The sequence below is a fragment of the Streptomyces albireticuli genome (genome assembly GCF_002192455.1).
GTDB lineage: Bacteria > Actinomycetota > Actinomycetes > Streptomycetales > Streptomycetaceae > Streptomyces > Streptomyces albireticuli_B.
Map to the genome: position 1 here is coordinate 7,951,990 of NZ_CP021744.1, position 26,176 is coordinate 7,978,165.

Annotated in this window: 24 protein-coding genes; 11 read left to right on the forward strand and 13 right to left on the reverse strand. The window is 71.0% G+C overall.

Features of this window, described 5'->3' with window-relative positions; translation table 11 throughout:
- The first annotated feature begins 245 nt into the window (after positions 1-245).
- The 4 genes from SMD11_RS33810 to SMD11_RS33825 all read left to right on the forward strand — a co-directional run bounded on the left by SMD11_RS33810 (position 246) and on the right by SMD11_RS33825 (position 3,560).
- A complete protein-coding gene (locus SMD11_RS33810) occupies positions 246-899 on the forward strand; it encodes a cutinase family protein (protein ID WP_087930068.1) in 654 nt (217 codons plus the stop codon).
- Positions 900-1,133: 234 nt separating this feature from the next.
- Entirely contained in the window at positions 1,134-2,357 is a 1,224-nt protein-coding gene (locus SMD11_RS33815) for a glycosyltransferase (protein ID WP_087930069.1), read from the forward strand.
- 761 nt (positions 2,358-3,118) lie between these two features.
- A complete protein-coding gene (locus SMD11_RS33820; protein WP_199844014.1) occupies positions 3,119-3,295 on the forward strand; it encodes a hydrophobic protein in 177 nt (58 codons plus the stop codon).
- Between the two features lie 91 nt (positions 3,296-3,386).
- Positions 3,387-3,560, forward strand: coding sequence for a CsbD family protein (locus SMD11_RS33825; RefSeq protein ID WP_087930070.1), 174 nt, complete (start codon positions 3,387-3,389; stop codon positions 3,558-3,560).
- A 215-nt stretch (positions 3,561-3,775) separates the two neighbouring features.
- On the opposite strand, the gene SMD11_RS37410 is transcribed toward SMD11_RS33825, so the two are convergent.
- The 6 genes from SMD11_RS37410 to SMD11_RS33855 form a co-directional block, all read right to left on the reverse strand.
- The gene (locus tag SMD11_RS37410; protein WP_418952545.1) at positions 3,776-4,180 is read right to left on the reverse strand and encodes an STAS domain-containing protein; all 405 of its coding nucleotides are present in this window, start codon (positions 4,178-4,180) and stop codon (positions 3,776-3,778) included.
- Positions 4,181-4,718: 538 nt separating this feature from the next.
- Entirely contained in the window at positions 4,719-5,576 is an 858-nt protein-coding gene (locus tag SMD11_RS33835; RefSeq protein ID WP_087930072.1) for a maleylpyruvate isomerase family mycothiol-dependent enzyme, read from the reverse strand.
- A 354-nt stretch (positions 5,577-5,930) separates the two neighbouring features.
- A complete protein-coding gene (locus SMD11_RS33840; RefSeq protein ID WP_087930073.1) occupies positions 5,931-6,971 on the reverse strand; it encodes a 2-hydroxyacid dehydrogenase in 1,041 nt (346 codons plus the stop codon).
- A gap of 31 nt (positions 6,972-7,002) precedes the next feature.
- Positions 7,003-7,629: a histidine phosphatase family protein gene (locus tag SMD11_RS33845; RefSeq protein ID WP_087930074.1), complete on the reverse strand. Its 627-nt coding sequence runs from the start codon at positions 7,627-7,629 to the stop codon at positions 7,003-7,005.
- On the reverse strand, positions 7,626-9,143 hold the full coding sequence (locus SMD11_RS33850) for an FGGY-family carbohydrate kinase (RefSeq protein ID WP_087930075.1): 1,518 nt from the start codon (positions 9,141-9,143) through the stop codon (positions 7,626-7,628). Before SMD11_RS33850 ends, SMD11_RS33845 begins: the two co-directional genes overlap by 4 nt.
- Entirely contained in the window at positions 9,136-10,683 is a 1,548-nt protein-coding gene (locus SMD11_RS33855) for an FGGY-family carbohydrate kinase (protein WP_087930076.1), read from the reverse strand. Before SMD11_RS33855 ends, SMD11_RS33850 begins: the two co-directional genes overlap by 8 nt.
- Before the next feature lie 267 nt (positions 10,684-10,950).
- Here SMD11_RS33855 and SMD11_RS33860 point away from each other — a divergent pair, with 267 nt between their 5' ends.
- Positions 10,951-11,730, forward strand: coding sequence for a DeoR/GlpR family DNA-binding transcription regulator (locus SMD11_RS33860; RefSeq protein ID WP_087930077.1), 780 nt, complete (start codon positions 10,951-10,953; stop codon positions 11,728-11,730).
- 349 nt (positions 11,731-12,079) lie between these two features.
- Complete coding sequence (locus SMD11_RS33865; RefSeq protein ID WP_087930078.1) at positions 12,080-13,354, forward strand: MFS transporter; 1,275 nt, start codon at positions 12,080-12,082, stop codon at positions 13,352-13,354.
- A gap of 26 nt (positions 13,355-13,380) precedes the next feature.
- Here the strand turns inward: SMD11_RS33865 and SMD11_RS33870 are convergent, their stop codons facing one another.
- Together SMD11_RS33870 and bla are read right to left on the reverse strand one after the other, a co-directional pair.
- Positions 13,381-13,833, reverse strand: coding sequence for a hypothetical protein (locus tag SMD11_RS33870; RefSeq protein WP_087930079.1), 453 nt, complete (start codon positions 13,831-13,833; stop codon positions 13,381-13,383).
- A 119-nt stretch (positions 13,834-13,952) separates the two neighbouring features.
- Complete coding sequence (bla, locus tag SMD11_RS33875) at positions 13,953-14,870, reverse strand: class A beta-lactamase (protein WP_087930080.1); 918 nt, start codon at positions 14,868-14,870, stop codon at positions 13,953-13,955.
- Positions 14,871-15,059: 189 nt separating this feature from the next.
- Here bla and SMD11_RS36710 point away from each other — a divergent pair, with 189 nt between their 5' ends.
- Together SMD11_RS36710 and SMD11_RS36715 are read left to right on the forward strand one after the other, a co-directional pair.
- On the forward strand, positions 15,060-15,257 hold the full coding sequence (locus SMD11_RS36710) for a hypothetical protein (protein WP_234366299.1): 198 nt from the start codon (positions 15,060-15,062) through the stop codon (positions 15,255-15,257).
- Between the two features lie 213 nt (positions 15,258-15,470).
- On the forward strand, positions 15,471-15,611 hold the full coding sequence (locus SMD11_RS36715; protein WP_234366300.1) for a hypothetical protein: 141 nt from the start codon (positions 15,471-15,473) through the stop codon (positions 15,609-15,611).
- A 993-nt stretch (positions 15,612-16,604) separates the two neighbouring features.
- Here the strand turns inward: SMD11_RS36715 and SMD11_RS33890 are convergent.
- Positions 16,605-17,174, reverse strand: a complete 570-nt coding sequence (locus SMD11_RS33890) for a hypothetical protein (protein WP_159395451.1) — start codon at positions 17,172-17,174, stop codon at positions 16,605-16,607.
- A gap of 261 nt (positions 17,175-17,435) precedes the next feature.
- The gene (locus SMD11_RS33895; protein ID WP_087930082.1) at positions 17,436-18,989 is read right to left on the reverse strand and encodes an RICIN domain-containing protein; all 1,554 of its coding nucleotides are present in this window, start codon (positions 18,987-18,989) and stop codon (positions 17,436-17,438) included.
- Between the two features lie 350 nt (positions 18,990-19,339).
- On the opposite strand from SMD11_RS33895, the gene SMD11_RS33900 reads away from it, so the two are divergent.
- The gene (locus SMD11_RS33900) at positions 19,340-20,290 is read left to right on the forward strand and encodes an SDR family NAD(P)-dependent oxidoreductase (protein ID WP_087930083.1); all 951 of its coding nucleotides are present in this window, start codon (positions 19,340-19,342) and stop codon (positions 20,288-20,290) included.
- 233 nt (positions 20,291-20,523) lie between these two features.
- On the opposite strand, the gene SMD11_RS36720 is transcribed toward SMD11_RS33900, so the two are convergent.
- The gene (locus SMD11_RS36720) at positions 20,524-20,895 is read right to left on the reverse strand and encodes a DUF6355 family natural product biosynthesis protein (RefSeq protein WP_234366301.1); all 372 of its coding nucleotides are present in this window, start codon (positions 20,893-20,895) and stop codon (positions 20,524-20,526) included.
- Between the two features lie 263 nt (positions 20,896-21,158).
- Here SMD11_RS36720 and SMD11_RS33910 point away from each other — a divergent pair, with 263 nt between their 5' ends.
- The gene (locus SMD11_RS33910; RefSeq protein WP_087930084.1) at positions 21,159-21,395 is read left to right on the forward strand and encodes a hypothetical protein; all 237 of its coding nucleotides are present in this window, start codon (positions 21,159-21,161) and stop codon (positions 21,393-21,395) included.
- A gap of 273 nt (positions 21,396-21,668) precedes the next feature.
- On the opposite strand, the gene SMD11_RS33915 is transcribed toward SMD11_RS33910, so the two are convergent.
- Positions 21,669-22,241 (reverse strand): GNAT family N-acetyltransferase, encoded by a 573-nt coding sequence (locus SMD11_RS33915; protein WP_087930085.1) that lies wholly within the window; start codon positions 22,239-22,241, stop codon positions 21,669-21,671.
- Between the two features lie 222 nt (positions 22,242-22,463).
- On the reverse strand, positions 22,464-24,200 hold the full coding sequence (locus SMD11_RS33920; protein WP_234366302.1) for an amidohydrolase: 1,737 nt from the start codon (positions 24,198-24,200) through the stop codon (positions 22,464-22,466).
- Positions 24,201-24,556: 356 nt separating this feature from the next.
- Here SMD11_RS33920 and SMD11_RS33925 point away from each other — a divergent pair, with 356 nt between their 5' ends.
- Entirely contained in the window at positions 24,557-25,993 is a 1,437-nt protein-coding gene (locus SMD11_RS33925; protein WP_087930087.1) for an MFS transporter, read from the forward strand.
- The last annotated feature ends 183 nt before the right edge of the window (positions 25,994-26,176 follow it).

The window sequence follows — 26,176 nt, forward strand, 5'->3', positions numbered from 1 at the left end:
CGCATACGTTTCTACCGAACGAGTGACGAGGGGGCGACGCCTGAGCAGTCGATCGATGTCGCCGGTGGCGGTGGCGGTGGCCGGGCACGGGGCGGACTGGTTCGAGATCGTCGCCGGGACCTCCGCCTGCCCGCCCTTGGCGCGTGCTCCGTCAGTGCCCGCAGGTCATCAGGATTTCATCGACCGCTGTCATGGTCGTTCGGCGACCTTGGCCGACGAGTACTCCAACTACATGGGGAGATCGAATGAGACGAGGGAGAATCGCGGCCGCGTTGACCGCTCTTCTGCTGACAACGGGGCTTTCCGTGGTTCAGGAGTCCACAGCGCAAGCGGCTGCTCCGTGCGAGGGCACCTACACGATCGTTGTCGGGGGCACGGGCAGCTCATGGAACAACGACCGCTTCTACGGCAACATCCAGCAGCATGTCGGGTACCCCACCCAGATTCCCAATGGTGCGAGCGCCCGGGCAGGCGTCAATGAGCTGAACCGGCTGGTCCGCGACCAGCGCGCCGCGTGCCCGGGCCAGCACGTCAAGATGGCCGGGTACTCCTTGGGCGCCGGGGTGGTCCACATCTGGGTCACCGAGAACTGGCGGACGTTCGACAACGTCAACGCCATTCTCATCTCGGACCCCAAGCGTCAGGGTCCTCCCGGAGCCAACGGTGGAGCCGTGCCGTTCGGTGGTCTCATAGGCGCTCCGCTCGCCGGCGCCGACAGGTCCTTCGGCAACATCCCGGTCAAGACGATCTGCCACTGGGACTACGTCTGCGACGAGTCCGCCGGCATTTGGACCTACCCGAACAACCACGTCAAGAACTACCCCGAGGATTTCAACATGGATCACCACAACGACAGCGCCAACGAGCAGTGGTACAACGGTGCCTGGTACCCCTGGTAGCTGACGCGCACGTACAGGCCGTGATCGATCTGCGAGACCGAGAGCATCGAACGGGACGGCACCTGGCGGCCCTCGGGACGTCAGGTGCCCTGCTTGCCAGGGGCCGCACAGGCCCGCTGAACCCCCCACATCGCTCTCCACCGACCCCGGAGTGGTTCACCTCCGTGAGTCAGGGAGAGCCCTGATACCGCTGGAAAGGTCGTTCAGTTGCTTCCTCGTGCCGAATCAGCCCCGATGACCGTCGCCTGGATCACCGCGAGCTTTCCGCCTGAGGTCAGCGGAATCTCGCTGGGAAATGTGGAGCGAGCCCGGTGGTTCGCCTCGCAGCAGGACGTGCGTCTATGCCTGCTGGTTCCCGAACTCACCGACGGCAGCACCCGGGTCACGACGGGCGCGCAGGGTTTGGAGCTGTTCTCCTACGCCGCCAAGCCGTGGCTGCCCTATCCGATGCTGCGCGTCCCGCGCCGAGCCGCGCTCGCGCAGATCGACAGCGCACTGGAGAAGATCGCGCCGGACCTGGTGGTCGTCATCGACCCTGAACGATCCTTCGTATTCGGATCGTGGGGGTTGCCGGGGCACGCTTACGCACGACGGCACGGCGTGCCTTATGTGGCCCAGTATCAAGGCGACCATTTCAACTTCGCCCGTAGCTACCCGGTCTGGCGCCACCTGGCGACCTCGTTGTTCCCGCCCGTCATGCGTTACGTGTACCGCCACTTCGACACCGCCATTTGCGCGACCCCTTACGCCGCAGACACTCTGGGCGGCCTCAGCGACGTGCGGATCGAGCAAGTCCCCTTCGACAGCGTCGACGTCGACTCGTTCAGCGCCGACTGCGCCGACCCCGCCGTTCTCTCCAAGCTGGCACCTCGCTACGACGGCCGCGGCAAACGCGTGCTCTACCTGGGTCGGCTTGCCCGTGAAAAGCGTCTGGACCTTGTCATCGAGGCCTTTCTCAAGCTGAGCACCACCCCCGGCAACGAGGACCTCTCCCTCTTCATCGCCGGCGAAGGCCCGCCCGACATCACCGCCCAGATCGCCAAACTTGCCGCGGCCTCACCCCGGATCCACCTCCTGGGCTTCGTCCGCGGCGCCGACCGCAGCGCTCTCTACGCCTCCTGCGACGCGTTCTGCACAGCCTGCCCCTACGAGACCTTCGGTTGCACCGTCGTCGAAGCGATGGCCTCCGGGATCCCTGTGGTCAACCCCTCCAGCGGAGGCATCACCAGCATCCTCTCCGACGGCCATAACGCCTACCTCTTCGAACCCGACAACCCCGTCGCACTCCTCAGGTCCCTCCGCGCAGCTCTCGACGACAACGGTCACGTCACCGCCCAAGCACGCATTGACGCCGACCAATTCACCATCGAAAGGTGCTGCAAGCATCTCCTCAGCAGCTACCAACGCCTGGCTGCCGTGACCACCGGCAAGCGCGAGAAGTGCGTCCACTGCCGATGAGGAGGAAGGCCGTCCGCGACGAGGCCGGTCGCCTGGTTCACCGCCTGGCACGCGGCCTGACGTCGAGGAACGGGACAGCGGGCAGCTGAGCGACAACCCAGTCGCAGACGTGCGGCCGCTCGCTGCGGTCGCCGGATTGCTCGGGTCGGCGGTCCAACTCGCCATCGCCGCCTCCGGGTCGGCCGACGCTGTGCTGTCGCCAGCGTGGTTGCGCCGCTGTTCCGTACCACCGAAGGCGCGCGGAGCGCGAGCGGCGTCCCCGCCTTCGGTCTGGTCGGTCAGCAACGGTCCACCAGACACGGCCACCGTACGGCGCGGTCCGCCATGTACCGGGGAAAGGGCCTGAACCGGCCGGTGCCGGACGACTGTCCGGACGACGCGGGGAGGGCCAGCCTGCACGGTGTCACCCGGGTCCCCGGGCGGCAGCGAGCACCGAACGCGCCCCGGCGGGGCGCGTTCGGTGCGCATCGGTGCGGGAATCCTCCCCTTGCGCGAGTGCGGAGCCCCGCACGCCGGCCGACGCGGCGGAGAACCACACCGCGAAGAGGCCTTGAGCACCTCGCCGGCCCCCGTCCCGGTCGCGGGACCGGAACGCGCCATTATCGCCGGCTCGTTGACAGCCAGGGGCGCCGGGCGTTGACTGAACACCACGGCGTAGGGCTACGACGCCCGGGCATCCTCCGGGCGGCGCCCCCGTCCAGCTTCGCCCGGACCCCGCGGAACTCAGGGAATCCTCCCTGTCCCCGTCTGGAGGCCCGGTCATGATCTTTTTGCTCGTCCTTCTCCTGCTGGCCCTGGTCCTGTTCGGGTTCGGCTTCGTCGTGCCCCTGCTGTGGATCGCTGCGGCCGTCGTGCTGATCGTCTGGATCCTGGGTTTCGCCCGCCACCGTCGAGGCCACCGGGGCCGTGGACGCCGGTACGCCGGGAGCCGCAGGTAATCCGCACCAGGCCCGTCCTCCAGGGGAAGGGCGGGCTGCACGGAGATCACACGCGCGGTAGCCGAGCCCTACGGATGAGAGAAGGCCCTCTATGAGCCTCGCGAAGAAAATCAGGGACAAGAAGCAGGTGCTCCACGGCAGGATCAAGCAGACCCTGGGCCGGGTCACCGGCAGCAGGCGGCTGCGGACCGAGGGGAGGACGGACCGGGCCGAGGGAAACCTGAAGCAGTCCGGCGAGAAGGCCAAGGACGCCTTCAAGCACTGACCCCGTACGCCCCGGGTGGTGCCCACTTGGGTGGGCGCCACCCGGCAGGCACCGGCGAGGGTACGAGCTCTCAAGGGCAGGCGGGAACGAGACGGAGCAAGCCGCGGGGTGGAAGAGCGGACAGTCCAGGTTGGTTCGGTCCCAGCGAACCTGGTGCCCGTCCCCTGCTACCCCAGCGGAAAGGGCCGCGGAGATCGACTCGCTGGGATCCGGTCTCAGGCGGCTTCCGGCGGGTGCTCTTCGCGGAAGCTTCCCGGGGGTTCAGTGCGGCCGCTGATGCGGCCGCTCTTCTGTCTGTGATCACCCAGGTGCGGGACGAGTCCGTCGTCCGCTCCGGCACCGGGCTGCCCCTCAGTACCGGGAAGGGCTGGGAGCAGCCTGCTCAGCCCACTGGCTTTGAGCGCCCGGGCGACAGCGGGACATGGCGCGAGCAGGCAGAGGTCGCCGCCGGAGCGCCGGGCTTGGCGGGCGGTGGCGACGAGCAGTCCAAGGCCCAGGGCGTCACAGGAGGTGACGCCGGACAGGTCGAGGACCAGCCGGCTTCCGGGGCTGTGGGATACGCGCAGGAGACGCTCGCGCAGCACCGGAACTCCGGAAAGGTCCAGGCTTCCACGGACCATGAGCACGTGGTCTCGTGGCCCGCCGGAAGGCGAGGAGCGACGGCCCGGTGCGGACACGCGCGCGCTTGCCCCTCGGGAGGCTTCTGCGGGGGTGAGGACGGTGCTGCGTTCTACGGACACCACGTACCTCCTCGGAGCGACTCACATCTCGATGCTGCCGAGGGCCGGGGCCGCGATGCCCAGCCTAGTCCCGCCGCCACGTTACGAACAGGCTTGAACGGAGCGGCCCTTGAGTTTGCCGCCGGAGGCTTCAGGGCCCGGCTCGATATGGCGACAGTCACCGATTCGGGTGAGCACGGCTCGGGCTCATCGACCCGGAGCGCGTGCGCGCCGCCCTGCGCGCACCGCACTCCACCGCCCGTACGCTCATCCCCCTGGAATCCACCCTCGCCTGCGAGGGCCGGCTCCAGTCCCTGGCCGGCACTCTTTGCTCCCGACCCGTACCGGCCGGGAGCCGCCATGACGTTCGTCCTGGGCAGCGACAGCGGCTATGGGATGCAGGCGTCGCCACGTATGACTGCCGCCGAACCGGTCGGCGTCAGTAGACGATCGACACGATCTGGCAGGCCGCTTCGGCCAGTTCGCGGTCGCCGTCGATGCGGGCGCGGGCCAGGGCGCTGTCCGGCTGGATGCCGCGGGTGCACAGGCGCCAGGCGGTCTCCGCTTCCAGGCCGACGAGCGCGGCGGGACGTTCGGCGTCCGGTTCGGCGAGCGACCAGTGATCCCCGGTGGCCGTCACCGTCCAGCTGCCGCCGGCCCGGCCGGCGATCCGTACCTGGATCTGCGTGCCGACCGGCGCGGTGACCTCGCGCAGGGTGTGGGGCAGGGCCCGCATGAAGGTGTCCAGGACCAGGGACAGGAAGCGCGGATCGGGGTCGGTGTCCTGGCCGACGGCGTGGCGGATCTGCTGGCGGTGGGTCCAGTACTCGGTGAGGTCGCGGGCGCTGTCCAGCCACATCGGCGCCGGATCGACCCCGGCCCAGGACACCCCCAGTGAGGGTGAGCCGGGGTCGGTGGCCTCGAAGAACCGGGCGACCTGCCCGCCGATCAGGTCGAGTGTGTCGGTGAGCGCGGCCGGGCTCACCCGGCGGTGGGCGTCGACCCACTCCTGGTTGATGCGGTGGATGAACGCCTCCAGCGTTTCACCCGGCGCGAAGCCGGGGCCGCCCTGGTGGCCGTCGCGGTCCCGGGCGAGACGCCCGTAGAAGTCGCCCAGGACGTGCGCGGCAACATCCTGGACGGTCCAGCCCGGCACCGCCTCCTTGCCCCAGTCGGCGGGTGCCAGGCTTCTCAGCGTGGTCATCAGCGCGGCCTGCTCCGGGGCGAACAAGGAGCGGGCATCGATCGGGGCGCCGAGCCCGGAATGGCTGGGCATGTCATGGGGCTGGGCGTTCATGGCTCAAGGCTGCCGACCGGATGACCGTTCCGCTAGTGAATATCCCCTTACGGCGGCTTTCTTCGGATACCTTGCGTAACCGTGCCGACTGGCCGTACGTGGGGGCGATTTCCCCCAGCCCCGCCCCTTCCCGAAACCGGGGAGGGCCCCGGGCGCCCGGCCGCGCTGACGCGCGGTGGCCTCAAGCGCCGGACGGGCTTGATTTCGCCCGGTTCCGGGCAACGATTCAGCCCGTCCGGCGTTTGAGGACCGGGGTCCGGGGCGGAGCCCCGGTATCGGGAAGGGGCGGGGCTGGGGAACAAGCCCCGCGCAGCGCCACCCGCCCCCGCCCCCGTACTCCGGAACGCGCAGCCCTCAGCCCGCCCTCACCTCCGGATTGGCACAGTGAGCCAAGGGCCTGCCGTCGAGGAAGCGCGCGACCTCCGCGGCGACGATCCGGGCCGCCTTGTGCGCGACCTGCCGGCTGCCGCCCGCGATGTGCGGGGTGAGCACCACGCCCGGTGCGGACAGCAGGCGGGCACCGGCCGGTACCGGTTCGGCGGGGAAGACGTCGAACCCGGCGCCCGCCAGGTGACCGGAGTCCAGGGCGTCGCAGACGGCGTCGTAGTCGACCAGGGCGCCGCGTGCGCAGTTGACGAGGACGGAGCCGCGCGGCATGGCCGCGAGCTGTGCGTGGCCGATCATGCCCCGGGTCTCGTCCGTCACGCGCGCGTGCAGGGAGACGATGCGGGAGCGGCGCAGCAGCTCCTCCAGGGTGACCTGCTCGGCCAGGCCGGCGAGCGCCTCCGCCGGCACGTACGGGTCGTGCACCAGGACGCGCGCGCCCATGGCGACCAGCACGCGGGCCACGCGCGAGCCGATGGCTCCGAAGCCGACCAGCCCGACGACGCAGCCTTCTATCTCGATGCCGCAGGCGTCGTAGTCGTAGTAGTCGCCGCGCCACGTGCCCCGCTTGAGGTCGGTGTGGACGTCGCCTATGCCGCGGGCGGCGGCGAGCAGCAGGGCGAGGGTGTGTTCGGCGGTGGCGGTGGCGTTGCGGCCGGGGGCGTAGCTGACGGCGACGCCGTGGCGGGTGGCGGCGGCCAGGTTGGCGTTGACCGGGCCGCCGCGGCTTATGCAGAACAGCTCCAGGTCGGGGCAGGCCCGCAGGACCCGTTCCGTCAGCGGTGCCATTTGAGTGACGCACACGCGTGCCCCACGCAGCGCCTCGATGAGCTCGTCCTCCGTGCCCGACGCCTCGTCGACGTCGGCGACCTGCCCGAAGGGGGTGTGCGGCCAGGGCAGGGTCAGCTCGCGGACGTCGAGCGGGGTCTCGGGCGCGGCGGCGCGGAGTTCCTCGGTCAGCAGGCGGGGGAGGACGAAGTGGTCGCCCGCGGCAAGGACGGTGGTGGTCACGGTGGTGCTCCAGGGAGGATCGGACGAGGGGTCAGGCGAGGGTGGGGGCGCCGGCGGTGACCGGCGCGTTGAGGCGCAGCAGGGACGCCTGCCCCTCGCGCAGCCGCAGCTCGGTCAGGGCCCCGTTCTCCAGGGCCGGGAAGACGGCGCGGTAGCGGGAGAGGGGGATGCCGAGCAGCGCGCACAGGGCGAGGCGCAGCAGGGTGGAGTGGGCCACGACGAGGACGCGGCCGCCGGGGAGGTCGCGCGCGGTCTCCGTCAGGCAGGCCACGGCTCGGGCGGCCGCTGCGGCGGGGTCCTCGCCGCCGGGCAGGTGATGGGCCACCGGGTCGTCGAGGAAGGCGGCCAGTTCGTCGGGGAACGCCTCGGCCATTTCTGTACGTGTCAGGCCCTCGCCCCGGCCGAAGTCGACCTCGGTCAGCCGCTCGTCGACGTGCAGGGGCAGCCCCAGTGCGGCCGCGGTCGGCCGGGCGGTGAGCCGGGCCCGGGACAGCGGCGAGCACATCACGGCGTCCAGCTCCTGCCCGGCCGCCCAGGTGCCGAGGGCGTCGCCCTGCCGGCGTCCGCGGTCGGTGAGGGCCACGTCGCTGCGGCCCGCGTAGCGGTTCTCGGCGTGCCATTCGGTCTCGCCGTGGCGTACGAGGAGGAAGTCGGTCACTGCTCGGCCTTTCTGCGGGCGTGCGCCGCCACGGCCGGCTCCAGCCAGCCGCGGCGGGTCAGTTCGTCGACGAAGTCGAGGTAGCGGGGAAGCAGGCGGGCGGTGCGCGCCGGGTCGGGGTACAGCTCGGTGCGCACCCGGACCATGGCGGCCGCCGCGTCCTCCAGCGTGGCGCCCGAGGCGGTCGCGGCGAGCACCGCCATGCCGGTGGCGCTGCCGGATCGCTCGGGCAGCCGGACGGCGCGGTCCAGGAGGTCCGCGCGCAGCTGCGACCAGTAGGCGTTGCGGGCGCCGCCGCCGGTGAAGGTGACGGGGCCGTCGACGGGGGCGCCGAGGTGGTCCAGGTAGTCGAAGCAGAGCCGCTCCACGCAGGCCACGCCGAGGAGGAAGGCGTGGAAGTGCTCGGCTTCACCGGAAGGCCGGCCGAGGACGAAGGGGCTCGCTTGTGGGGCGCGGAAGGGGAAGCGTTCCCCGCTCGCGCCGGTCAGCGGGTACGCCACAGCGGTCGAACCGGAGGCGGCGGCCTCCCGGGTGAGGGCGTCGAGGTCGGCTCCGGGGAAGTGCCGGGCGATCACCCCGGCGCCGCTGCTGGACGCCCCGCCGGGCAGCCACGTACCGCCGGGCCCTCGGTGGCAGTAGACGACGCCCGCCGGGTCCCGCACCAGGCGGGTGCTCACGCCCTTGAGGACGAGGGTGGTGCCCAGGACGGAGTTCCAGGCGCCGGGTGTGAGTGCTCCCGCGCCGATCTGCGCGGCGCAGCCGTCCGTCATCCCCGCGACGACCGGGGTGCCGGCGGGGATGCCGGTGGCGCGCGCCGCGTCGGCGCACACGGTGCCGAGGACGGTGCCGGGGCGTACGACCTCGGGCAGCAGCTGAGGCGGGACGCCCAGCGCGGCCAGTTCCGCCTCCGGCCAGCGTTCCCCGACGAGGTCGTAGCCGGTCTTGAGGGCGTGGCTGGCGTCGGCGGCCGTCTGCTGTCCGGTCAGCCGCCAGGTGATCAGGTCCGCCTGGTGGAGCAGCCGGGCCCCGGTGGGCAGCGGTTGCTGTTCCAGCAGCCACAGGAGCTTGGGCAGGGCCCAGGACGGCTGCATGGAGCGGTAGCCGGAGGCTTCCCACACCGCGGCGCCGGTGGTGTTGACGCGTTCGGTGCGGGCATGGGCGCGCCCGTCGTCGTACATCAGGCCGGGGGTGAGCGGTGTGCCGTGGCTGTCGGTCAGCAGGATCGTGCCGGAGGTGGCGTCGACGGCGAGGCCGCGCACCCGTTCGGGGGCGATGCCGGAGAGGGCCTCGCGGCAGGCGTCGGCGAGGGCCGTCCACCACTGCTCGGGGTCCTGTTCGTGGCGTACGCCGTCGCGCCGGCCGGTCAGCGGCCGGGAGGCGGCGCCGATCGTCCGGCCGGTGCCGTCCACGGCGACGGCCCGGACGCTCTGGGTGCCGAGGTCGAGGCCCAGGTGGACGGCGTCGGGGTCGATCAGGAGGGAGGGGGCGGGCCGCGGATGCTGGTGATCAGGCATGGGTGGCGTTCCCTACGGGTGCGGGTGCCGACGTCTGGGCGGGTACGTGCGTGGGTGCGGCGGCGGGCGACCAGCCGAGGGAGCGGGCGGCGTCGCGCCAGGTGAGGAAGGAGGCGTAGAGCTCGTCGTAGAAGGCGCTCCGCCGCGGGTCGGGATCCCAGCCGGCGCGCATCCGGACGTACTTCGCCGCCGCGTCGCGCATGCTGGGCTCGGCCCCGGTGAGCACCAGGCCGGTCAGGAACGCGCCCTTGGCGCCGAGTTCGGTGTCGGTGCTGCGGGCCGTGGGCACCCCGGTGACGTCGGCGATCAGGCGGCACCAGGCGTCGCTGGCCGATCCGCCGCCGCACAGGCGCAGTTCGCGGACCTCGGTGCGGGAGGCCCGCAGGCAGTCGCGCACCACCAGCGACAGGCCCTCGAACACGGCGCGGGCTAGGTGGGCGGGGGTGTGCTCCAGCGACAGGCCCCAGAAGGTGCCGCGGGCGCGCGGGTCGAGGAAGGGGGCGCGTTCCCCGGCGGGGGAGAGGTACGGCAGGAAGGCGAGGCCTCCGGCGCCCGGCCCGGTGCCGAAGGCCAGCTCACCGAGCGCGGCGGGGCCCTCGACGCCGAGGGTCCGGGCGGCCCAGTCCAGGACCTCCGTGCCCGACAAGGTGGGGAACGCGCGCAGGACGCGCTCGCGGCCCCCGTAGGCGATGTTGATCCCGCAGGGCTCGCCCGCGGTGTCGACGTCGCGGGTGACGATCTCGGTGCACAAGGTGGTGCCGAGGATGCCGCAGGCCTGGCCCGGGTCGACCACGCCGGCGCCGCGGGCGGTCGCGGCGATGTCGTAGGGGGCCATGACCACGGGCAGCCCGGCGGGCAGGCCCAGTTCACCGGCCGTACGCGTGGTGATCTCGGCGATGCGTTCGTCCTCGCCCAGGACGCGCGGCAGGAGGCGGCGGGCCCAGGTGAGGCCGAACAGCTCCACGATGCGCGGGTCGTAGTCGCCGGTGGAGTGGTCGAGGAAGGGCGCGGACGCGTCGGACTCGTCGATCGCGGTGACGCCGGTGAGCTTGAGGAACAGCCAGCCGGCCGCGGTCAGGGCCGTCGCGGAGCGCTCCAGCCGCTCCGGGTCGTGCTCCGCGAGCCAGCTGATGAGCGCGTTGGGCATGCCGCCGCACGTGAGGGAGCCGTTGCGCCGGTACGCCTCCTCCAGGACGCCCTCGGCCTCCCAGCGCCGCAGCAGACCGCCGGCGCGGCCGTCGGACCACAGGACCGCCGGCCCGGTGGGGCGGCCCCGGCCGTCGACCAGCCAGCAGCCGTCGCCCTGCGCGGTGAGGCTCACGAGCCACACGGAGCCGGCGTCCGGGCCGAGCCGGGACAGGGCGCCGCGCACGGTGCGGACCACGCCGTCCCACACCGCGTCCATGTCCTGCTCCGCCCGGCCGGGGCCGGGCCGCAGAACCTCGGTGGCGACGCGCGAGACCGCGATCTCCTGGCCTTGGTCGTCGAAGACGACCGACTTGATCACCGACGTGCCGACGTCGATGGTGAGAACCGACATGACTTCGAGTACCTGCCTCTTCGCAGTGGCCGCGTCACCAGGGACGGCGGCCGGTTCGCGGACGTAGCGAAACCCGCCGCCCGGCAGGGCGTCAATCAGCCACAGGGCATTTCCCGCACCGCGGGACGCGCGCGATGTGAGGTCCTTCCCGGGACCGGCACGGGCAAGGGAGGGCCGGGACACGCCGTGTTAGGTTCGTGTGAGATTCACATGACGGTGGCGGCGTGACTACCCGGTACGGGGGTGCGCCGGGGGAGGGGCGGCGGCGTGAGTGGCGGGGACGGTCAGGAGGAGCGGCGCCGGCGGCTGCGTGACCTGGTGACGGCCAAGGGGTTCGTCCGGACGTCCGCCCTGGCCGAGGAGTTCGGCGTCAGCGTGATGACCGTGCACCGCGACCTCGACGCGTTGCAGGCCCAGGGCTGGCTGCGCAAGGTGCGCGGCGGGGCGAGCTGCCTGCCGTCGACGCAGTTCCACGGCAGCGTCGGCGAACGCATGACGTCCATGACACGGACCAAGCAGCGGCTGGCCCGCGCCGCGGCCGACCTCCTCGCACCGGGCCGCATCGTGATGATCGACGACTCCACGACGTGCCTGGGCCTGACCGGGCAGATGGCCGGGCACACACCGCTGACCGTCATCACCAACGCGCTGCCGGTCGTCTCCGCGCTGGCCGCGGAACCCGGGGTCTCGCTGATCGCGCTCGGCGGCACCTATTTCCCGGCCTACGACGCCTTCATGGGCCCGCACGCCGCGCAGAGCGCGCAGGCGTACCGCGCCGACGTGCTGTTCATGTCGACGACCGCCGTCACCGGCGGCCGCTGTTACCACATGTCGCCGGAGACGGTGCAGGTCAAGCAGGCGATGATGGCGTCCGCGACCCGGCGCGTCCTGCTCGTCGACCACACCAAGTTCGCCAACCAGGGCCTGTACGCGCTGGCCCCCCTCACCGACTTCGACCTGGTCCTGGTGGACGACGCCGCCCCCGTGCCGGAAGTGCGGCGGCTGCGCGAGCAGGGTGTCGAGGTACGCGTCGTCCCCGGTCGCTGACACCGCCGGGCGTGCTCACTGCCGGAGTCCCTCTTCCCCAGCGTGAACTCCACGTGTGTGAAATTCACGCGTACTTCACGTACCGGAGCGGGCTCAAGGCCCTTGCAGTCACCTTCCTGAGCAGGGCCGACGCTCCGTATCCGGACCCGCGTGACGCGGACCGGACGGCGATTTCACGCCACCGTCCTGAGCTGCCGCGAGGGTTTTCCCGTACCGCGTTGACGCCCGCACCGCCCCGTTTCATCGTGGCGCTTCGTCGTGGCGCACACCGACGCGTTCGCCTCCCGTGCCGCGCCGCGCCCCTCCCACCCCGTACAGCCCCCGGAAGGTGGTTGCCGTGACCGTTGTCATGGACCCTGCATCGTCGGCCGACCGCGCCCCCCGAAGACACTGGACCGACCGCGCCGGCCTGCCCCGGGCCCTCGCCTGGGGATATGTCGGCGTCCTCGTCTTCATGATCGGAGACGGCGTCGAGTCCGGCTACCTGTCGCCCTACCTGCTGGACGAGGGCCTGTCCAAGCAGCAGGTCGCCCTGCTGTTCAGCGTCTACGGCGTGACCGCCAGCGTCGCCGCCTGGATCTCCGGTGCGCTGTGCGACCTGTGGGGCCCGCGCCGCGTCATGACGCTCGGCCTCGGCATCTGGGTCGCCCTCCAGATCGTCCTGCTGCTCTTTGCCCTCCCCACGACCGACTTCCCCCTCCTACTGATCAGCTACGGCTTGCGGGGCCTGGGCTATCCCTTGTTCGCCTACGGCTTCCTCATCTGGGTCACCGCCGTGACGCCCCGGCGGCGCCTGGGCTCAGCGGTCGGCTGGTTCTGGTTCGCCTTCACCGGCGGCCTGCCCACCCTCGGCTCCCTCGTCGCCAGCTTCGCCGTGCCGCGCGTCGGCGCCTACAGCACGCTGTGGCTCGCCTTGGGGCTGGTCGTCGCGGGCGGTGCCCTGGCCCTGCTGCTCGTCCGCGAACCCACCGGCCGCCGCCGTCTCGCCCCAGCCGGGGAACGCCCCCTCGCCACCTTGTCCGGCTCGCTCGCCATCATCTGGCGTCGCCCCCGCATCGGGGTGGGTGCGGTCGTGCGGGCCGTCAACACCGCGCCTCAGTTCGGCTTTCTCGTCTTCCTGCCGGTGTTCTTCACCGAGACGCTCGGCTTCACCCTGAGCGAGTGGCTGCGGCTGCTGTCCGCGATGTTCGCCACCAACATCTTCTTCAACCTCGTCTTCGGGGTGGTCGGTGACCGCATCGGCTGGCAGCGCACGGTCGCCTGGTGCGGCGGCGTCGGCTGCGCGGTGACCACTCTGCTGCTGTACTACGGGACGGTCGCGGCCGGCGACGACTTCCCCGTGGCCGTGGTGCTGGTGAGCCTCTTCGGTGCCACGCTCGCCGGATACGTACCGCTGTCCGCCCTGATGCCGTCACTGGCACCCGACCACAAGGGGCAGGCGATGTCGGCCCTGAACCTGGGCGCGGGCGCCAGCACCTTCCTCGGCCCGGCCCTGGTGGCCCTGCTCCTCGGGCCCCTGGGTGTCGAGGGACTCATGTGGGTCTTCGCCGCTCTCTACCTCACCAGTGCCTTCCTGACCGGGTTCCTGCGCCTGCCGGTCCCGGGGAAGGGCGCGGATCGCTGAACCGGGCGGGCGATTCCAGGCGCCGCCTACGGGGCGTGCACGCCCGGAGAATGACCGGCACGTCGGGCGGCCCATGTGCGGGTGATACGGGCTACGCCGGTGACCGCGGCCACGCCGAGGCTGACCACGCTCAGGGCGGTGAGGCTTATGACGCTCGGGTTGACCCAGGAGGGGACGAGGTCGTGGGTGGCGCCGCACCAGCTGTGCAAGGGGAAGAGCGGATCACCGTCGTGCTCCCCCGCGAACTTGCTGTCGTAGGAGGCGCCGCAGGTTTCGCTCCGGTCCAGGCCGCCGAAGCCGGCGAACATTCCGTAGGCGAACGCCAGCGCGGCACCGGAGCCTGCCAGCAGCCCGATGCCGCCCCACAGACCTGGTGCGGACCAGGCTCCCGCCCTGATGCCGCGCAGGACGAGTCGGCCGCCGTGCCCGAAACCGGCGAGAAGCGCGAACGGAAACGCGATGAGCGCGAGTATGAACATGTCGACTCCTGCTGATTACCTGCGTGCGGCCATGCGCGCCTGGGCGCGTCGCGGCCCGGTCCACCGGCGCGGCTTGAGCCGGCATGGTGAACCGGACAGTGCGACCTCCTGGCGGGGTATCAGCCGAGGGACGTCGCCAGCAGCCTGGCAACGTCGGCGATCAGGGCGTCGTCCGCCTTGGCCTCCTGCGTGTGCTTGGTGGTGAGCACCGCCAGCACGACAGGGGAGCCGTCCGGAGCCCAGGCGATGCCCACGTCGTTGGCGGTGCCGTAGTCACCGGTGCCGGTCTTGTCCCCCAGTGTCCACCCGGCGGGCAGGCCCTCGCGAAAGCGGTGGTCGCTGGTGGTGTTGGCGCGCAGCCACGCGGTGAGCTGCCTTCGGTCCCGGGGGGACAGCGCGTTGCCGAGCACGAGCCGGGCGTACGTCCGCCCGATCGCGTAGGGAGTGGTGGTGTCCTCGACGCGCCAGGGCTCGGCCGAGTTGAGCTCGGGCTCCCAGCGGTCGAGCCGGGTCGTCCGGTCTCCGACCGAGCGGCAGAAGCGGGTGACGGCGGCCGGGCCGCCCAGCTCACGGAGCAGGAGATTGGCCGCCGCGTTGTCGCTGCGGGTGAGCGCGGCGTCGCACAGTTCCGCGACAGTCATCCCGTCGGCGATGTGCTTGCCCGTCTCCGGAGCCCAGCCGGACTCGTCGACGTCCTGCCGGGTGTACCGGAGGCGCTTGGCGAGGAACTCGCCGTCCCGGTCGAGGTCGCGCAGGACAGCCGCGGCCGCGAGCGTCTTGAACACCGAGCACATCGGGAAGGTCTCACCGGCCCGGTAACGGACCGTTCTGCCCGTCCGCACGTGGTGCCCGAAGACTCCGACGCGGGCGTCGTGCTCCCGCTCAAGCTCCGCGAGTCGCAGGGAGACCTCGCCCTCGCCCGACGCCGATGCGTGGGCCGTGCCGGCGTTCGCCGTGAGAGCTGCCAGTGCCGCCCCGGTGCCGAGGGCCAGCATCGCGCGGCGGGACAGGAGAGCCCCTGTGGTTGCCTGGATCATGTTCTTCTCTCTTGCCACGGGCAGGAAGGACATGGCTCAGGACGCGAACTGGTGATCCATTAGTTCCGCTGGTTCCGCTTCGGTGCTCACTCAACGGACGTCCCCGCGCGGCCACGCGGCCTGATCGACGCGGCGCCGCCTGCGCACTCTTCATGGCGATCCGCCCGGAACAGCCATATATTGATGATCATGTGTGCTGGCATCAGCCCATTCCGGATCCAGATCCCGCAGGCCGATCTCGATGACCTGCACGACCGTCTGGCGCGCACCGCCATCGCCTTCGGAGAGCTGATGACCCGTCTGGGCTACGAGCGCTTCGGCGTAAAGCGAGGGGACCTCGGCGCGGGAGTGACCGGCCGGGTGGCGATGCTGCTGCCGACCGGGTGATCGGCGCGCACACTCATGGTGACTGGCTCCAGCTCGGCATGGCCGGCGAGGATTTCCCGGTGCCGGACGGCCTGAGCACGGAGGAACACGCCGGGCTCGAAGCCGCGCAACGCAGCTGGTCGCAGATACTGGGAACTGGCCCACGCCGACAACCCGGGCTGGGGCGGTTCTTCAGGCGTACCCACGGCCTCCTCGCTGTTCTCCAGCGACCCGTTGGTCCGCAAGGTCCTCGGCCCCGGCGACAGCGCCGTCTTCTTCCGGGAGCACGCCGAAGGCGGGCACTTCCCCGCGTTCGAGGTTCCTGATCTGTTCGTCGACGACATCCGCGCCTTCTTCAGAACACTCCGCCACTGACACGGCGGCGGTATGAAGGATCGCCAGCCGGCTTTGACACCAGCTGAATCTCTGCCTGCGCTGTGCGGTGCGGCAGCGGCTGTTCACGGCCGACGCGCGGGAGCGGCGGCAGTGTCACCAGGAGGTTCCTCAGCACCGGGACCGGAGCCAAGGCGCTGACGCCACCGGCAGCAGTGGGATCGTGCATCTGGTGATGCCTTCCGGGGAGCCACAGGCCGGCCATGCGGACCTGGCCGATCACCTCCTGGACGACGATGAGCCGAAGGACGGGACGATCGCTTGGTGGGAAGTCCTCATGGACGGTCAGCCCGAGTTCGTGGAAGAGCTCGTGGCCGCCGGAGCCGACCCTTGGCGCCCCGTGCTCGGTGGCTGGTCGCCTGGACGGCTCAGCCTGGCCGGACCCACGCCGGACCTCTTCGTGGTCCCGGAGGGGGAGCGGGGACTGAACGCCGCCGAACGCGCGGCAGCGGTCGAGGCCAAACGGCTCCGTGCCCACACTCACACCCGAAGAGGTCCTCCTCGCCTACCTCCACCAGCACCACGCCGTAGCCCACGCCTGTGCCTGGGCGGGACTTCGCCCCACCGACGCACGCGCAGTGACCGGACCTCCCGACACCTGGGTCGAGCTCCCCCTCCGTGACTACTGGAAGAGTTGACGGGTCCTCTGTGCCCCTGGGCACCGCTTCCTGGTGGCCGGCCCGCCCTCATGCCGTCCCGGACACCGACGTCGTTCCACTCACGGGGTGTTCGAACGCGTGCGGCAGCGCCCAGATGCGCCTGTTGCCGTATCGGCGCACCATAGGCGTGACTCACCCGCACGTGCGGAGAAGAGGCGCTGCCATGGCTGAGCGCATCGTGATCCATCACGGCCGGTACGAGCACTACGACGGCGACGAGTGAAGGCCCCTCTGGGCGCTGATGAATTCCGCGCCCAGAGCGACTCGCCGGACAATGCCGACGCGCGCAGGGCCGACCGCGGTGAGTGTCCGCAAGTCAGGCGAATCGGGGCCTGCGGCGAAGGCGGCCGTAGAGGATGAGGGCCTCCATGGCCGCGAGCAGTCCGCCACAGGTCCAGGCCATGCCGGATGACAGGCCGTTGACGTTGTTGCTCAGTCGCGTCGCCAGCCAGTCCTCCGGGTCCACCACCAGCGTCACGCGCCGCCCCGGCTCGAAGTCCTCCTGACAACCGTCGGAATCGTCGATCTTGTAGGTCAGGCTCCGCCCGGCGTCCGACCGGACGACGGTGCAGGTGTGCCCCGCGCCGTGCTTCCTGTGATAGCTGCTGGTGTCGGCTATCACCGCCTCGTACCGGGTGCCGCGCCGATCCAGTACATAGTCGTCCATCGCGGGCCCGACGAAGAGGACGAAGGCGAACCCGAGGATCGCCACACAGGTGCCGGGCCCGGCCCCGCACAGCGCTCCGGCCACGACCAGGAGGGGCAGGACGACCACGACACCGGCAGCTGTCAGCAGGCCCGACCCGCCTTGGTTGAGCCACCCGCAACCCGCCAGGATCAGGGGCGTGAGAACGACAAGACCGAGGGTGAAGGGCCATCTGGGCAACAATGCGGGGCTTTTCAGCCCCACCCCCTTCATTGGCGGGCTGCTCGTCCGGTCCCTCGCCACCTTCACTTCCTTCCTGTGCGTTCGCATTCCAAGATCCGGGAGACCTTCTCACAGTCACGGCTCCAGGTGAGGACGTGCCCTGCTCCGGCATAGGGCCGATGGATGGTGATCACGTCTGCCTGGGCCAAAAACACCGTGCCCCCTGCCGGCTCGCAGCAGAGGGCACAGTCGTTTCAGGCGGTCAGATCACATGCTCGGTCAGCATTCGATGACGCCCTTGGCGATGCCCGTGAACGCGCCGCGGAGCATGCCGATGGCGACTCCTTCGGGACCGGCCAGGGCGCCCATGGCACCCGAGACGACGATGCTGGTGCCGATCTTCTTGGCCATGCACTTGTCGTGCTCGTCGCTGTTCTTGGCAGCGGGAGCGGCCATGAAGGACTTCGCCCCCGTCATCCCCTTGACGGTCTTCTCCGCCGCGGTGGAGGTGCCGCCGCCCAGGGAGAAGGTCGGGGGCGTGATCGTGCCGGTGATGGTGTCGCCGGTGACGTCTTCGATGGTCTGGGTGACGGTGTTGCCGTTCACCGCGAGACTGACCTTGTGGGTCGTGCCGCTGGTGTCCGTGACGGTGCCGGGCTGCACCGTGGCGATCGTGCTGCCGTTGGCGTCACTGACCTGGACACCGCCCTTGTGGGCGGTCAGCTTGCCGCCCGCGGGTACGTCCATGGTGCTCGACGCGGTCTTCGCGAGAGCGGTGGGCTTGATGTCGTCGCTGCTGGTGCCACTACCGGGCGCGTTCGTGCTGGTGTGGGCGACGTACATCGTGGAGCCGGCCGCCGAGTTGATGACGGGAACGGTCACGGTCGCGTCGGTGGTCCAGGGCTGGTTGTCGGTGTTGAAGGTCCACGTGCCGGTGACCTTCTTGCCGACGGCGGCGAAGTCGACCCAGCCGTAGTTCTTGGACGGGACGTCGATCGCGATGCCGTTCACGGTGGTCTCGTCGGACTGGTAGGTCTGCGTCGCGGTGAGCTGGTTGGCGATCATCGCCTGGACCGGGGTGGAGACACCGACGGAGGACGACAGGCCCGCGGAGTACGACTGTGCCCAGCCGGAGTGGTAGATCGTGGTGAAGACCTGCTTCATGGTGCCGCTGGTGTCGTTGAACCAGACCGACGAGGCGGGCTGCCGGGGCAGGACTTCGGGCTGCCCTTCGGACTTCTGGGTCCACGAGCAGGTGGAGGTCTTCTTGGCGCACAGGTCGGCGTAGTAGTCGAGGGCGAGGCTCTTGGCCTCGGCCGCCTTGGACGCAGGGATCGTCCATTCCTGGCTCGCGCTGCCGTTGCAGGTGTTGGGCTGGGCGAGGATGCCCCACAGGTGGAGGCCGCCGCGGTTGTCCATGCAGTACTCGGTGCCGGTGGAGTCGTCGCGGCGGACGATGCCGAAGGCGTTGGGCTTGCCGTCCACGGGGCGGAAGTGCCACTGCTCGCCGTCCTTGCCGCAGGACTGCTGCACGGCGGGCTGGGAGGCGTAGACGCACTTGCCGGAGGAGGTGCTGGCGATGTTGAACGTGCCGGGGGCGCTGAGCTTGATGAGGCGCCAGTTGGTGTAGTTGGTGCCGTCGGGGGTGACGGAGATCTGGTTGCCGTCGCGGTTGCCGGTCGCGTTGAGGGTGCCGTCGGTGTTGGTGAAGGTGTAGTTGTCGGTCGCGGCGGCCGCGGGAGTCGCGGTCGCGGCGAGGGCGGGTATGAGGAGGGTCAGGGCGGCGGCCGGCGCGGCGAGAAGTTTCGCGGCTCTCTTGATGGTTCTGTTCATGTTCGCTTTCTGTGGTGGTGTGTCGTTTCTGTGGTTCTCCTGTCGCGTTCGGTGAGCGTAGGGTGATAGAAGCCGGAATGACGGATTCCTGACGAAACTCTTCAGTGATCTAGGACACCTCACTCACCGGCCATAGAGGCGTCCGTCGCGACGCCTTCGGCTCCCGCCGGCCGACGCGCCGCTCACCCGCGCGGTGCGGCGACGGGACGGCACCGTATACGCGGGATGTCGGCCGCCTGGCGGGACTGTCGGTGATCCTTGGGCGATGTGTCGGTGGCCGCTGGAACCGTGGTGCCCAGTTGCCGGCGGAGCAGTCGCAGCCGCCTTCACCAGCAAGGGAGCCCGTCGCCATGTCGTCCGCATCCTCCACCCCGCCGTGGAACGTCCAACGGCTGCCGCGTGCCGATGGCCGCGTCTTCCTGGTCACCGGCGGCAACGCCGGCATCGGGTACTTCGTCGCGGAGCAGCTGTCGGCGACCGGAGCCACCGTCGTACTCGGCAGCCGGAATCCCGCCAAGGCCGAGGCCGCCACCGCCTCGATCCGTGCGCGCGTCGCCGGTGCGCGGGTACGCGCCGTACGGCTGGACCTCGCCGACCTCTCGTCGCTCGGAACGGCGGTGGAATCACTGGAGGTGGAGCGCCTTGACGCGGTGGTCCACAACGCCGGTGTCGCGCTCGACGACCCGCCGCGCAGGGAGACCGAGGACGGTCACGAGCTCATGTTCGGCACGAACCACCTCGGGCACTTCGCCCTGACCCAGCGACTGCTGCCGCTGCTGTCGGCCGCGCCGGCGGCCCGCGTCGTGACCATGGGCAGCTTCGCGGCGAAGTCCGAGCGGCTCGATCTGGACGACCTGCAATCCCGGAAGGACTACAGGCCCAAGCGCGCCTACGGACGCTCCAAGTTGGCGCAGATGTACTTCGGCGTCGCACTCGACCGCCGCCTGCGCGCCGCCGGCAGCACGGTGACGAGCGTGGTGGTCCATCCCGGCGGCGCGCTGGACTCCCTCACCCCGTCACGGCCGCCGGTCCATACGCGCACCACCGGCGCCCGGCTGGGCGCGGCACCCGCGGCCCTCCTCGTCCAGGGCAAGCACGCCGGCGCATGGCCCGCAGTCCGCGCGGTGCTCGACCCGGCCGTGCGGGGAGGCCGGCTGTGGGGACCACGCGTCTTCGGCCTGCGCGGCGAGCCCCGGCAGGAACCGCTGTGGGACCACCTCGCCGACACCGCCGTCGCGGCGCGGTTGTGGGACGCAAGCTGTGACCTGACCGGCGTCGACCCCGGTGCCGTACCCGGATGACCCCAGGTACGCGCGCCGACCTGTCGCGGCCGACGCCGGCCGGGCAATCCAGTCTCCTGGGAAAACCTCTGCCTCCCGCACCCACGTGATCAGGGACTCCTGCCTGCACAGCCGCTACAGGTGACGGGCCGACACCGACGGAACGCGGGCCCCAGGCGGGCCTTCCGGACCGGGCCGCCCGTCACTCCGCAGGGACGAGCGGCCCTTGCCGACCGTGACGGCCGGCGCCCCGGTCAGGGCCCGGTGTCCCCCGGGTGGGAGCAGAGCCCGCCCCGGTAATTGCTGTCGTACCAGGCGCCGGTGGCGTCGGCGTCCAGGTTGGTGCGGCCCGGTCCCGCACAGCGGTGGTAGTTGGACCGGGGAAACCGCTTCACCTGGATCCACACGTTGGTATTGGTGGCGCAGTGCTCGTAGTAGGCCCGTTCGCCGCCCTTGCTCGCGTTCCAGCCGCACCCCGCGGCGTACGCCCTCTCAGCGGCCTCGGAGGACGCCTGGACGACCGGGGTCGCGGCGGCTGTCGTGCCGGCGGAGGCCGGTGCCGATGCCAGACCGCCGATGGCCAGCGCCGCTGTGATGGCGACCGCCGCGTAATGTCTTGCCTTCATGAAAGTCATAGCGCTAGGGCTATCGGGTACCGCTTGTCCCGGGAAAGCGCTGGAGAAGTAAACCCCTCAAACGAAGGATTGCCCTTTCGTCACCGCAGACCCTCGAACCCCTCCCTTCCCACGGCGCCGTTACGGGTTCTCCCTCGAACGTGGGAACCCCTCCGAAGTTCCTTCCGGCCCCTCCGCAGGTAGCACTAGGGTTCGGGAGCCCTACGGGTTCCCGGCCATGACGCGGGACTTTCGTGTCGGAAAGGGGCAGTGCTATGTCCGGCTATCGGTATCGGTGCAACAAGTGCGGCATCACCTGGGACGAGGTGACCACGAAGCATAAGGCCGAGGCCGAGCGGACCCGCCACCGGCACGAAGCCCACGACGACGGGCCACCCGACGGCGACACCATCCACACCCCCAACACCCGCCCGTGGCCGCCCACCGGGGCCCTGATCGCCGCCCTCGTCATCGTCACGCTCTTCATCTGGGGCTCCCGCCACGGCCAGTAGACCGGCCAGGAGGCACCGCTGACCGCCGGCACGCCGTCCGGCTGGGCGCAGCTGTCCCGCACCACCTTGTACGACGAGGGCCGTGTACGGCTCCATCGCGACCGAGTGCTCCAGCCCGACGGCCGCTCCGGCGTCTTCCGAGCGGGGAGTCGGGACGGCAGGGCCCGCAGGCTTACCGGGCAGGCGGGGCGGAAGCCGCAACGGCTTGGCCGACGGGGGCAGTGCCGGCACAGGGCGTTTCCGCAGGGCGGTGATGCTGCCGGCTCCGGCGGGTCAGCGCAGGTCGAGTCGCATGAGGACGCGGGGATGTCCGGCCAGCACCGAGGTGGTGTCGGCAGCGTGGGTGAATCCCGCGCGCTCGAAGTTCTTCCGGATCCCGGCGTACGCCATCGTCGTGTCCACCCGGGCGTCCCCGCTGTCCAGAGGGTATGCCTCGATCACCGGTGCGCCGTGGAAGCGGGCGAACTCGACCGCCCCGGCGATCAGTGCGTGCGAGACCCCCTGCTTGCGATGACCGGGGCGCACGCGGATGCACCACAGCGACCACACCGGCAGGTCGTCGACGTGCGGGATGGTGCGGCTGCGGGCGAAGGACGTGTCCGAGCGCGGGGCCACGGCAGCCCAGCCGACCGGCTCGTCGCCGTCATAGGCGAGCACCCCGGGAGGCGGCTGCGTGCGGCACAGCCGGTCGACGTACTCACCGCGGGCCGGCCCACGGAGTTCGTTGTTGAGCTTGGACGGGAGCCGGTAGCTCAGGCACCAGCAGACGTCGGCACCAGGAGACTTCGGGCCGACCAAGGCCCGGACGTCCTCGAACACCGACGCCGGGCGCACTTCAAGGCTCATGCCGCCACGATGCCACGATCTCCATGACGGCACCGCCCGGCCCTCGGTGGCGCGGGACAACGCACCCCGGTCACGGCACCGGCCTCCGGGTCCGGCCGCCTGGTGAACACACCAGGTTCACGCTGTCCGGTGCCGCACGACGCTCCTGCCCCACCCGTCCCGGGAGCCCGCCGGCGGTATCCCGTGGTCGTGATACCAGCGGCGGGCAGGGCGTACCCGCTGTCAGGCCGCGTGGACGATCCGGCCGTCGAAGACCGTCATGGCCACGGGCACACCGGTGATCTCGTCCGGCGGCGTGGTGCGCAGGTTGCCGCCGAGCACGCACAGGTCGGCCACCTTGCCCACGCTCACCGAGCCCTTCCAGCTCTCGGCGAAGTCCTGCCAGGCACCGGCGGTGGTGTAGGCGGCCAGGGCCTGATCGAGGGTCAGGCGCTGCTCCGGGCCGTGTACGTCGCCGCAGGCACCGCGCCGGGTGATCAGCGCCTGGACACCCGCGCGCCAGTTCGGCGCGTTCACGGGGGCGTCCGAACTGCCGAGGAGCGGCACACCGGCGTCCACCGCCGAGCGCCACGGCAGGAAGGCGTCGCCGGCCGGTCCCTGCGCCGCCTGGTGGATGGCGTTGGCCCAGCTCTGTGCCTGGGGTCCGAGGCCGATGCGGTGCCTGGCCATGGTGGGCAGGAGGCTCGCGGGGACGAACGCGCCGTGCATCGCGATGTGCCGTGCGTCGGGTCGCGGGTGGCGGCGCAGGGCGGCGGTGAACGCGTCCACGACGGTGGGAACCCACCGGTAGCAGTGGACCCCTACCTGGTAGCCGGCGGCATGGGCGATACGGACCATCTCGGCGAGTTCGGCGGCCCGCTCCTCGTTGGTGTCGCCGGCGACCAGCAGGTCGCCGCCGCTGTCGGAGAACAGCTTGACCCCGCGCACCGCGAACCGGCGGGGGTCCACACCGGCCGGCGGTGCGAACTCGCGCAACGCCTTGTCGACCGCCGCGGCGGATCCGCCGGACTGGGAGCAGGGCAGGAACAGCGCGCTCACCCGTGCGTCGAGGGTGCCGGCCCGGGCCAGGTCCGCATAGGCGTTGAGGGTCTCGATGCCCTGGGTGCCGCCGCCGAGTCCGTCACCGCCGGGCCCCAGCCCCGGGTCGGTGAAGCTGGTGATGCCTTCCGCCCGCAGGCGGGTGAGCGCGTCCTGGATCGCCTGCTTGCGCTGCTCCCGGCTGCGGGGCGGCAGCAGCAGCTGGACCAGTGCCTGCGCTCCGTAGCGCAGTACGCCGGTGGGGCGCCCGTCGGCGTCGTAGTCGACGCCGGGCTTCCTGGTCCCGTTCGGTCCGACGTCGGTGATCCCGGCTATGTCGAGGGCGCGGGAGTTGACCGCGCTGACGTGATAGCCGCTGTCCTGGAGGAACACCGGGTGGTCGGGCGACACCCGGTCGAGGTCGTCCCGGTTCGGCTCCCGCTTCTCGGTCAGCCGGTTCGGGTTCCAGCCGGAGCCACGGATCCACTCCCCGGCCGGGGTGCGTCCGGCTTCGGCTGCCACGGCGGCGACGATGTCGGCGACGGACTTGGCGGTGGCGGGGCCGAGGTCGAGCGCGTACGGCGGGAGGTTCAGCCGGTACACCGCCGCGTGCAGGTGGGTGTCGTTGATGCCGGGCATCAGCGTCCGGCCCCGCAGGTCGACCGTCTCGGCGCCTCTGCCGGCGAACGCCCGGGCGCCGGAGTCCGAGCCCACGTAGACGATCCGGCCCGCCCGGACGGCCACGGCCGTCGCCTGCGGCCGCTTCGGGTCCATGGTGATCACATCGCCGTTGTGGAACACCAGGTCCGCCGTGCCCGACGAGGACGCGACGGCGCGCCCCGTACCACCGAGCAGTGAGGTGGCCGCGGCTGCTCCTAACAGCCGGCCGACGCCCCGCCGGGACATCGTCTTCGTGGTCAGGCGTTGGTCAGGAAGTACCATGAGAATTCTCCGGTTTCATGGTGTGGGGACAGGAACGGACAGGAGAGGGGAACGATCGGAGGATCTTCCGGTGAAGGGAGATACGTCAAGTGGCCGAGTTCTCCCACGGCAAAGGACGGTCTTCGCGTACGTGCACCTGGCGAGCTCTTCGGCCGTCGAGCGCGCGACGTCGGCGATGACGAACGCGTCGCGGGCGTGCCCGACCGCTCCGCAGGCACGGTGGCGCCGACCTGACCAGGGCATGCCGCAGGCGGAGACGCGCCGTGGCGATGCGACGAACGTGAGCCGGGGGAGTGGATCCTGGACGTGCTCCGCCGAGGGTTGACTGCCGGGGCCCCGCGAAAGGACGTCGTCCCATGCCTCTGCCCAGCCTGCGGTCCCGGAGAGCCGCCCTGACGGTCTGCTGCACCGGACTGTTCATGGTCGGGATCGACGTCACGGCCCTCAACGTCGCTTTGCCCTCCATGGAACGGGACCTGGGGGCGTCCGTCTCGGGCATGCAGTGGGCCGTGGCCTCCTACAGCTTGGCGCTGGCGGCGCTGATGCTGCTGGCCGGCTCCACCGGGGACAGGTTCGGCCACCGGCGGATCTTCCAGGTGGGACTGATGATGTTCACCGGATCGTCGGTGCTGTGCGCCTTCGCGCCCACCCTGGAGTGGCTCGTGGTGTTCCGTGTGCTCCAGGCCGCGGGAGCGGCCGGGCTCGGCCCGGTCACCATGGCCATCATCGCCAACGTCTTCCCGGACAAGGACGAGCGGACCCGCGCCCTGGGCGCGTGGATGACCGGCTACAGCCTGGGCCTGGCCCTCGGGCCGGTGGCCGGCGGTGTGCTCGTCACGGCCGTGGGATGGCGCTCGGTCTTCTGGATCAACCTTCCCGTGGGGCTCGCGGCCATGGCCGTGGCCTCCCGCAGTGTGCCGGAGTCGCGTGCGGAGCGGCCACGCGGCCTGGACCCCGTAGGACAGGTGCTGGTCATCACGCTGCTCGGCCCCCTGGCCTACGCGATCATCGAGGCTCCGCAGGCGGGCTGGGCCTCGCCGATCGTCATCACCTGCCTGGCGGTGGCCGCGGCGTCCCTCGCCGGGCTCCTGGTGTACGAGCGTCACCACCCCGAACCGCTGATCGAGCTGGGGTTCTTCCGTAACATCCGGTTCAGCGGCGCGGTCCTCGGCGCGCTGTGTCTCTTCGGGACGTTCGGCGGCTTCTTCTTCCTCAGCGCGCTCTACCTACAGGACGCGCTCGGCATGTCGCCGTTGCGGGCAGGCCTGTGGATGCTGCCGCCTTCGCTCGCCCTGGGGGGTTCCTCGCTCCTCGCGGGACGGCTGGCCGCCCGTTACGGACCGAGGAAGTCCCTGGTGGTCGCGTGTACGGCCATGATCGTCAGTGGGATCCTGCTGACGGCCCTCGCGGACGACCCCTCCCGCGTCCTTCTCCTGGTCGAGTACGTTCTCCTCGGCGTCGGCATCGGCCTGTCGTCACCCCTGCTCATGACCATGACCGTCGCCGGCATGCCCCACGACCGGGCCGGACTGGCCTCGGGGATCTTCACGGCCATGGGCCGGACAGGCTTCTCACTCGGTGTCGCGGTACTGGGCGCGATCCTGTCCACGGGCCTCCACAACTCCGCCCGCAACAGCTTCACCACCTTCGCCCACGCGGTCCGGCCCGCGTGGGCGGTCATGGCGGGATGCGGCGTGGCTGTTCTCCTGCTCTCCCTGCTGATCACGAGCAAACGGGCGGAGGACTCCGCCGACAGGCATGCGGCGGAGCAGCCTGCTTCGCCGCGCCCTTGACGGCGCGCGCGACGCGCTCACCCCTCTGCCGGCCCATGGCGGGAGGCTGCCGCCGGTGCGCGCTGCCGAGGGCGAGAGTCCGTACGGAGTGCGATTCCGGTCGCCCCGCCGAACGATGACACCCGGTCGGCTCTCGTCCGGAGACGGGTGGCAGCCGACATCATGGGTGTGCGAGTTCTCCAG

Excerpts from the sequence above, each read along its gene's own strand:
- SMD11_RS36720 (WP_234366301.1), bottom strand. The coding sequence starts at position 20,895 with ATGAAGGCAAGACATTACGCGGCGGTCGCCATCACAGCGGCGCTGGCC.
- SMD11_RS33865 (WP_087930078.1), top strand. The coding sequence starts at position 12,080 with ATGGACCCTGCATCGTCGGCCGACCGCGCCCCCCGAAGACACTGGACC.
- SMD11_RS33925 (WP_087930087.1), top strand. The coding sequence starts at position 24,557 with ATGCCTCTGCCCAGCCTGCGGTCCCGGAGAGCCGCCCTGACGGTCTGC.
- SMD11_RS33870 (WP_087930079.1), bottom strand. The coding sequence starts at position 13,833 with ATGTTCATACTCGCGCTCATCGCGTTTCCGTTCGCGCTTCTCGCCGGT.
- SMD11_RS33910 (WP_087930084.1), top strand. The coding sequence starts at position 21,159 with ATGTCCGGCTATCGGTATCGGTGCAACAAGTGCGGCATCACCTGGGAC.
- SMD11_RS33820 (WP_199844014.1), top strand. The coding sequence starts at position 3,119 with ATGATCTTTTTGCTCGTCCTTCTCCTGCTGGCCCTGGTCCTGTTCGGG.
- SMD11_RS33895 (WP_087930082.1), bottom strand. The coding sequence starts at position 18,989 with ATGAACAGAACCATCAAGAGAGCCGCGAAACTTCTCGCCGCGCCGGCC.
- SMD11_RS33810 (WP_087930068.1), top strand. The coding sequence starts at position 246 with ATGAGACGAGGGAGAATCGCGGCCGCGTTGACCGCTCTTCTGCTGACA.
- SMD11_RS37410 (WP_418952545.1), bottom strand. The coding sequence starts at position 4,180 with ATGGTCCGTGGAAGCCTGGACCTTTCCGGAGTTCCGGTGCTGCGCGAG.
- SMD11_RS33815 (WP_087930069.1), top strand. The coding sequence starts at position 1,134 with ATGACCGTCGCCTGGATCACCGCGAGCTTTCCGCCTGAGGTCAGCGGA.
- SMD11_RS33915 (WP_087930085.1), bottom strand. The coding sequence starts at position 22,241 with ATGAGCCTTGAAGTGCGCCCGGCGTCGGTGTTCGAGGACGTCCGGGCC.
- SMD11_RS33835 (WP_087930072.1), bottom strand. The coding sequence starts at position 5,576 with ATGAACGCCCAGCCCCATGACATGCCCAGCCATTCCGGGCTCGGCGCC.
- bla (WP_087930080.1), bottom strand. The coding sequence starts at position 14,870 with ATGATCCAGGCAACCACAGGGGCTCTCCTGTCCCGCCGCGCGATGCTG.
- SMD11_RS33855 (WP_087930076.1), bottom strand. The coding sequence starts at position 10,683 with ATGTCGGTTCTCACCATCGACGTCGGCACGTCGGTGATCAAGTCGGTC.
- SMD11_RS36710 (WP_234366299.1), top strand. The coding sequence starts at position 15,060 with ATGTGTGCTGGCATCAGCCCATTCCGGATCCAGATCCCGCAGGCCGAT.
- SMD11_RS33900 (WP_087930083.1), top strand. The coding sequence starts at position 19,340 with ATGTCGTCCGCATCCTCCACCCCGCCGTGGAACGTCCAACGGCTGCCG.
- SMD11_RS33920 (WP_234366302.1), bottom strand. The coding sequence starts at position 24,200 with ATGGTACTTCCTGACCAACGCCTGACCACGAAGACGATGTCCCGGCGG.
- SMD11_RS33850 (WP_087930075.1), bottom strand. The coding sequence starts at position 9,143 with ATGCCTGATCACCAGCATCCGCGGCCCGCCCCCTCCCTCCTGATCGAC.
- SMD11_RS33825 (WP_087930070.1), top strand. The coding sequence starts at position 3,387 with ATGAGCCTCGCGAAGAAAATCAGGGACAAGAAGCAGGTGCTCCACGGC.